The sequence below is a fragment of the Streptomyces sp. NRRL B-24572 genome (assembly GCF_002156145.1).
GTDB lineage: Bacteria > Actinomycetota > Actinomycetes > Streptomycetales > Streptomycetaceae > Streptomyces > Streptomyces vietnamensis.
The window spans coordinates 1-6,027 of the sequence record NZ_MWIG01000338.1; the positions used below are offsets into that span (position 1 = coordinate 1).

Below are 6,027 nucleotides of genomic sequence, written 5' to 3' on the forward strand. Positions count from 1 at the left end.
TCTGGTCGGGGCGCAGATAGACGCGCTCGACCTTGTCGGCGGGGATCCCGGCCTTGGCGAGGGCCTTGAGGAGCAGGTACTCGACGGTGCCGCCCTTGTTGACGGCGACCTTGCGGCCGACGAGGTCCCGGACGGAGGTGATCTCCGAACCCTCGCGGACGAGGATGCCCTCGCCGCCGTCGGCGCCAAGGTGGCCTGGACCGGCAGCGCCGGCCCCTTTGCCCCGGCCGCCCAGGCGATGAACGCCGACCAGCTCGACATCGCGACCGGCTCCATCACCTCCGGCATCACCTCCCTCGCCCAGAGTCCCGGCTTCGCCTTCTTCACCGCCACCGACCCCGATCCCGTCGGCGAGGGCATCCTCGTCCGCGAGGGTTCGGAGATCACCTCCGTCCGGGACCTCGTCGGCCGCAAGGTCGCCGTCAACAAGGGCGGCACCGGCGAGTACCTGCTCCTCAAGGCCCTCGCCAAGGCCGGGATCCCCGCCGACAAGGTCGAGCGCGTCTATCTGCGCCCCGACCAGACCGCCGCCGTCTTCAACGCCGGACAGGTCGACGCCTGGGCCGTCTGGTCCACCTACGCCGTCGCCGAGATCGGCTCCGGCAAGGCCCACTTCGTCGCCGACGGGACCGCCATCGGATCCGACAACTACAGCCTCAACGCCGTCCGTTCGGAGTTCGCCAAGGAACACCCCGAGATCGTCAAGGCGCTCTACGCCTACCTCCACGAGCACAGCGCCGAGGAGAAGAAGGACCCGGCCGCCTACCTCAACGTCTTCACCGACGCCGGTCCCACCGCCGTCAACGGCAAGGCCAAGGAGGTCCAGATCGACTTCACCGCCAAGGGCGGCACCGTCGATCCCATCGGTCCGGAGGACATCGAGCGCTTCGAGACCGTCGCCCGGTTCTACGCCGACCAGAAGGTCACCCCGACCGAGGTCGACATCGCCGCCCACCTCCTCGATGTCGAGAAGCTGTCATGACGGCCGCCACCGAGGAACAGGAGCGGACGGAGGGACTCGTCGCGCCGCGTCCCCCCGTCCGCCGCGCCCGCTCCCGTACCTACGCCGTCACCGTCCGCGCGCTCGGCCCGCTCGCCCTGCTCGCCCTGTGGTGGGCCTCCTCCGCCACCGGTCTCCTCACCCCCGACGTCCTCGCCTCGCCCGCACAGGTCGTCGACGCGGTGGGGGAGTTGTGGGGGAACGGGCAGCTGCCCGACGCGCTCGCCACCTCCCTCACCCGCTCCGGACTCGGCCTCGTCATCGGCCTCGCCGCCGGACTCGCCCTCGGCGTCACGACCGGCTTCACCCGGCTCGGCGACGAGCTCCTCGACTCCTCCCTCCAGACCCTGCGCACCATCCCCTTCCTCTCCCTCGTCCCCCTCTTCATGGTCTGGTTCGGGATCAACGAGACCGCGAAGATCCTGCTCATCGCCGTCGCCACCACCTTCCCCATGTACGTCTCCACCACCGGTGGCGTCCGCAACACGGACCGCAAACTCGTCGAGGCCATGCGCGGCTTCGGTCTCGGCCGGTTCGCGATCGTCCGCCAGGTCGTGCTGCCCGGCGCCCTCCCCTCGCTCCTCGCCGGACTGCGGCTCTCCATGACGCTGAGCGTCATCGCGTTGATCGCCGCCGAGGAGATCAACGCCACCGAGGGCATCGGCTATCTGATGTCCCAGGCCCAGAGCTACGCCCGCACCGACATCCTCGCCGTCTGCATCCTCGTGTACGGACTCCTCGGTCTCGCCGCCGACGTGTTCGTCCGCGGCCTGGAGCGGATCCTCATGCCCTGGCGCACCGCCGGACCGGGAGGGACGACATGACCGCCGTACGCGTACGGGGACTGCGCCGGGTCTTCGGTGACCGCGCCGTCATCGACGGCCTCGACCTCACCATCGGGCGCGGCGAGTTCGTGGCCCTGCTCGGTGCCAGCGGCAGCGGCAAGACCACCCTGCTGCGCATCCTCGGCGCCCTCGACGGGGCCGACGGGGGAGAGGCCCTCGTGCCCGCCGCCCGCACCATCGTCTTCCAGGAGCCCCGGCTCATCCCCTCGAAGAAGGTCCTCGCCAACGTCACCGTCGGGCTGCCGCGCGGCGCGGGAACCCGGGCGACCGGGCTGCGGGCGCTCGCCGAGGTCGGCCTGGAGCGGCACGCCGACGCCTGGCCGGCGACCCTCTCCGGCGGCGAGGCCCAGCGCGTCGCCCTGGCCAGGGCACTGGTCCGCGAGCCCGAACTCCTGCTGCTCGACGAGCCGTTCGCCGCGCTCGACGCGCTGACCCGGCTCCGCATGCAGGACCTGGTCGGCGAACTCCGCCGGATCCACCGGCCGGCCGTCCTGCTCGTCACCCACGACGTCGACGAGGCCGTACGCCTCGCCGACCGGGTCGCCGTACTGCGCGACGGCCGGCTCGTCACCGACGAACCCGTGACCGTCCCCGGCCCCCGCGACCCCGGCGACCCGGCCTTCGTGGCCCTGCGCCGCCGCCTCCTCGCCGACCTCGGCGTCCACACGCCCACGGACAACCCCGTCCCCGCACCCGTCCCTCTCGAAGGAGCCACCGCATGACCGTCGTCATCGGCGTCCACCGCAGCAATCCCTCGCTCTACCACCTCTCCCGCCTCGGCTACGCGGAGGAGGAGCTCGCCGCCCTCGGCGAGACCGTGAGCTGGCACCCGTACACCGACGGGGTCCGCACCGGCGCCCACCTCGCCGACGGCACCATCGACTTCGGCGGCACCGGCTCCACCCCGCCGGTCACCGCGCAGGCCGCCGGCCACGACATCGTCTACACGGCCGTCTCCGCTCCCCGCCCCGACCACGGCGCCCTCCTCGTCCCCGAGGACAGCCCGGTCCGCACCGTCGCCGACCTCAAGGGCGGCACCGTCCACCTCGCCGTCGGCTCCTGGCAGACGCACCTCGTCGCCAAGGCCCTGGACGACGCCGGACTCTCGTACGCCACCGACATCACCCCCGTGCGCGGCGACTCCGGCAGCGAGGCGAAGCTCCGCGCCGGCGAGATCACCGCCTGGGTCGCGCAGGGCGCCGAACTCGTCGCCGCCCGCCGCGCCGGCGGCCTGCGCGTCCTGATCCCCACCGGCGAGGTCATCAGCGACCGGTCCGTCTTCTTCACCCGCCGCGACCTGGCCGAGCAGCGGCCCGAGCTCGTCGAGGCGCTCACCCGCGCGCTGCGGCGGGCCGACGCGTGGGCCGCCGCGCACCCGCGCGAGGCCGCCGAGATCGCCGCCGCCGACCAGGGCGGCACGGTCGAGGACTGGGAGACCGCCCTGCGCGCCCTGCCCTGGACCATCGAGGAGGTCGGCGAGGAGTTCCTCGCCGAGCAGCAGCGGGCGGCGGACGTCTTCCACCGCATCGGCTTCGTCGACCGCGCGATCACCGTCGCCGACGCCCTGCCCCGGAAGGCCTGACCGATGACGAACCCGGCCCCCGAGGTCCTCTGGTACATCATCCCGCGCGAAGGCGCCTACCCGTGGGAGCCGGAGGGCCGCCGCCCCGTCGACCTCGGCTATCTCACCCAGCTCGCCGGGACGGTCGAACGCCTCGGCTTCACCGGCGCGCTGCTCGCCACCGACCTGTACGACGTGTGGCCGCTCGGCTCCGCGCTCGCGGCCTCCACCAGCACCCGTTTCAAGCCGCTGCTCGCCGTCCACCCGGGGCTGATCTCACCCACCCTGCTGGCCAAGATGGCGCTGAGCTTCGACAACCTCTTCGGCGGCCGGCTCCGGTTCAACGTCGTCAACGGATCGACGAACTCCCTGCGGGAGTACGGACTGCACGTCGAGCACGACGAGCGGTACGAACTGAGCGCCGAGTACTGGTCGATCGTCAAGCGGCTCACGGCCGGCGAGGTCTTCGACCACAAGGGGAGGTTCTACGACCTCAAGGGCGCCGGAGCCTCCTTCCGCGACCTGCGCCCCGTCCAGGCGCCGCACGTCCCGCTCTGGTTCGGCGGTTCCTCGGAGCCCGGCATCGAGATGGCCGCCGAGCACGTCGACGTCTACCTCACCTGGGGCGAACCCCCGCACCTGCTGAAGGAGAAGCTGGACCACGTCCGGGCCCGGGCCGCCGCCCACGGGCGGTCCCTCCGCATCGGCCTCCGCCTCCACCTCATCGTCCGCGACACCGAGGACGAGGCCTGGGCCGCGGCCGACCGGCTCCTGGACGTCACCAGCGAGGCGACGTACGCCCGGCAGCTCGGGGAGCGCGCGGGCGAGGACGGCGTCGGCTGGCAGCGCCAGTTCCGCCAGCACGGCGGCAGGGTCCCGGCCCGGGCCCGCGAGCTGGAGGGCCACCCGAACCTGTGGCCCGGAATGAGCCTGTTCCGCCCCGGGCCCGGCACGGCCGTGGTCGGCTCCACGGCCCAGGTCGTGGAGCGCCTCAAGGAGTACCAGGAGCTGGGAGCGGACACGTTCATCCTGTCCGGGAACCCGCTCCTGGAGGAGGCGTACCGGGTGGCCGAAACGGTGCTCCCGGCGCTGGGCGTCACCCGCTGAGGTGAACGGCGACCGCATGGGGCACCCCGCACGGTGTCGGACCGCACCTTCCTGGGCGGGCCCGGCCCGATCCCGACCGCGATCCTCGTCGAGGGCGGGCCGGTGGCAAAGCCTTTCGGCGCGCCGCATTGATCGAACGTTGATGGCGCGTTTACGGCCCCTCGGCAAGGTGTACGGCATGCAGACCTACACGACCGTACTGACCGCCCCGGAGCCCGACATGAGCTGGCGCGAGAACGCCCTGTGCGCCCAGGCCGGCCCGGAGTTCTTCTTCCCGGCCCCCGGCTCGTCGACGCGCGAGGCCAAGCAGCTGTGCGGGGCGTGCGAGGGGCGCCTGGCGTGCCTGGAGTACGCGCTGACCCACGACGAGCGGTTCGGGGTGTGGGGCGGGCTCTCCGAGAAGGAGCGCGGGCGGCTCAAGCGGCAGGGCCGCTGAGCCGCCTCCGCGAGGGTCGGCGGCTCAGCCGGCCGCGCGGGCTGCCATCCGGGCCTTGCGGGCCGCGAGCTTCTCGTCGAACTTGCTGGCCTCGCTGTCCAGGCCGTTCATGTAGAGCCCCAGCTCCTCCTGGGCGCGCAGGCCGTCCGGGCCGAGGCCCTCGATCTGGAGGACCTTGAGGAAGCGCAGGACGGGCTGGAGGACGTCGTCGTGGTGGATGCGCATGTTGTAGATCTCGCCGATCGCCATCTGCGCGGCCGCCCGCTCGAAGCCCGGCATGCCGTGTCCGGGCATCCGGAAGTTGACCACGACGTCCCGCACGGCCTGCATGGTCAGGTCGGGGGCGAGCTCGAAGGCCGCGCCCAGCAGGTTGCGGTAGAAGACCATGTGCAGGTTCTCGTCGGTCGCGATGCGCGCGAGCATCCGGTCGCAGACCGGGTCGCCGGACTGGTGGCCGGTGTTGCGGTGCGAGATGCGGGTGGCGAGCTCCTGGAAGGCCACGTACGCGACGGAGTGCAGCATCGAGTGCCGGTTGTCGGACTCGAAGCCCTCGCTCATGTGCGCCATCCGGAACTGCTCCAGCTTGTCCGGGTCGACGGCGCGCGAGGCGAGCAGGTAGTCGCGCATCACGATGCCGTGCCGGCCCTCCTCGGCGGTCCAGCGGTGCACCCAGGTGCCCCAGGCGCCGTCGCGGCCGAAGAGGCTGGCGATCTCGTGGTGGTAGCTNNGGCCTCGCCGTCCTCGAAGAAGCCGGGGAAGTTCCGGGCGTCGGACCACGGCACGTACTCGTGCGGCATCCAGTCCTTGGTGACCTTGAGGTGCCGGTTGAGCTCCTTCTCCACGACCTCTTCGAGCGCGTAGAGCAGCCGTGCGTCGGTCCACCCTGCCGAGCTGCCGAGGGGGGGAGAGGTGAGCGTCAAGGGGAACTCCTGGGGACGGAGAAGGGCATACGGGCGTACCTACGGATTCGTAGGTTACGAGACCGTAGGTTAAGCCTCCATAAGGCGTCGGCCAAGCCCGTCCCGGCGATGTCCGGTTACGTTCCGTTATGCGTGCAGCTCGGCCGGGGTGTCGGAGA

The 6,027-nt window shown here is 72.0% G+C and carries 6 protein-coding genes and 2 pseudogenes; 6 read left to right on the forward strand and 2 right to left on the reverse strand.

Translation table 11 applies throughout. The annotated features are described in order from the left end of the window. Positions 1 to 235, reverse strand: a 235-nt coding sequence (locus tag CCN56_RS44700) for an ABC transporter substrate-binding protein (protein WP_373412878.1), incomplete at its 3' end; no start/stop codon positions are given. Between CCN56_RS44700 and CCN56_RS21025 the strand changes: the two are divergent. From CCN56_RS21025 to CCN56_RS21050, 6 genes and pseudogenes are all read left to right on the forward strand, one after another. Then, a pseudogene (locus CCN56_RS21025) lies at positions 125 to 982 on the forward strand (NrtA/SsuA/CpmA family ABC transporter substrate-binding protein); the annotation flags it as partial. The gene CCN56_RS44700 and the pseudogene CCN56_RS21025 sit on opposite strands and share 111 nt — an antisense overlap. Next, on the forward strand, positions 979 to 1,824 hold the full coding sequence (locus CCN56_RS21030; protein ID WP_086829008.1) for an ABC transporter permease: 846 nt from the start codon (positions 979 to 981) through the stop codon (positions 1,822 to 1,824). The pseudogene CCN56_RS21025 and the gene CCN56_RS21030, both read left to right, overlap by 4 nt. Beyond that, positions 1,821 to 2,567: an ABC transporter ATP-binding protein gene (locus CCN56_RS21035; protein ID WP_086829010.1), complete on the forward strand. Its 747-nt coding sequence runs from the start codon at positions 1,821 to 1,823 to the stop codon at positions 2,565 to 2,567. The genes CCN56_RS21030 and CCN56_RS21035 overlap by 4 nt, the downstream gene beginning before the upstream one ends. Then, positions 2,564 to 3,427 carry an ABC transporter substrate-binding protein gene (locus CCN56_RS21040; RefSeq protein WP_086829012.1) on the forward strand — a complete coding sequence of 288 codons (864 nt, stop codon included), beginning with the start codon at positions 2,564 to 2,566 and terminating at the stop codon, positions 3,425 to 3,427. The genes CCN56_RS21035 and CCN56_RS21040 overlap by 4 nt, the downstream gene beginning before the upstream one ends. A gap of 3 nt (positions 3,428 to 3,430) precedes the next feature. Further along, positions 3,431 to 4,513 carry an LLM class flavin-dependent oxidoreductase gene (locus CCN56_RS21045; protein ID WP_086829014.1) on the forward strand — a complete coding sequence of 361 codons (1,083 nt, stop codon included), beginning with the start codon at positions 3,431 to 3,433 and terminating at the stop codon, positions 4,511 to 4,513. A 178-nt stretch (positions 4,514 to 4,691) separates the two neighbouring features. Then, entirely contained in the window at positions 4,692 to 4,949 is a 258-nt protein-coding gene (locus CCN56_RS21050) for a WhiB family transcriptional regulator (RefSeq protein ID WP_052499395.1), read from the forward strand. 24 nt (positions 4,950 to 4,973) lie between these two features. Here the strand turns inward: CCN56_RS21050 and CCN56_RS21055 are convergent. Further along, positions 4,974 to 5,869: pseudogene (locus tag CCN56_RS21055) on the reverse strand (acyl-ACP desaturase). Between the last annotated feature and the right edge of the window lie 158 nt (positions 5,870 to 6,027).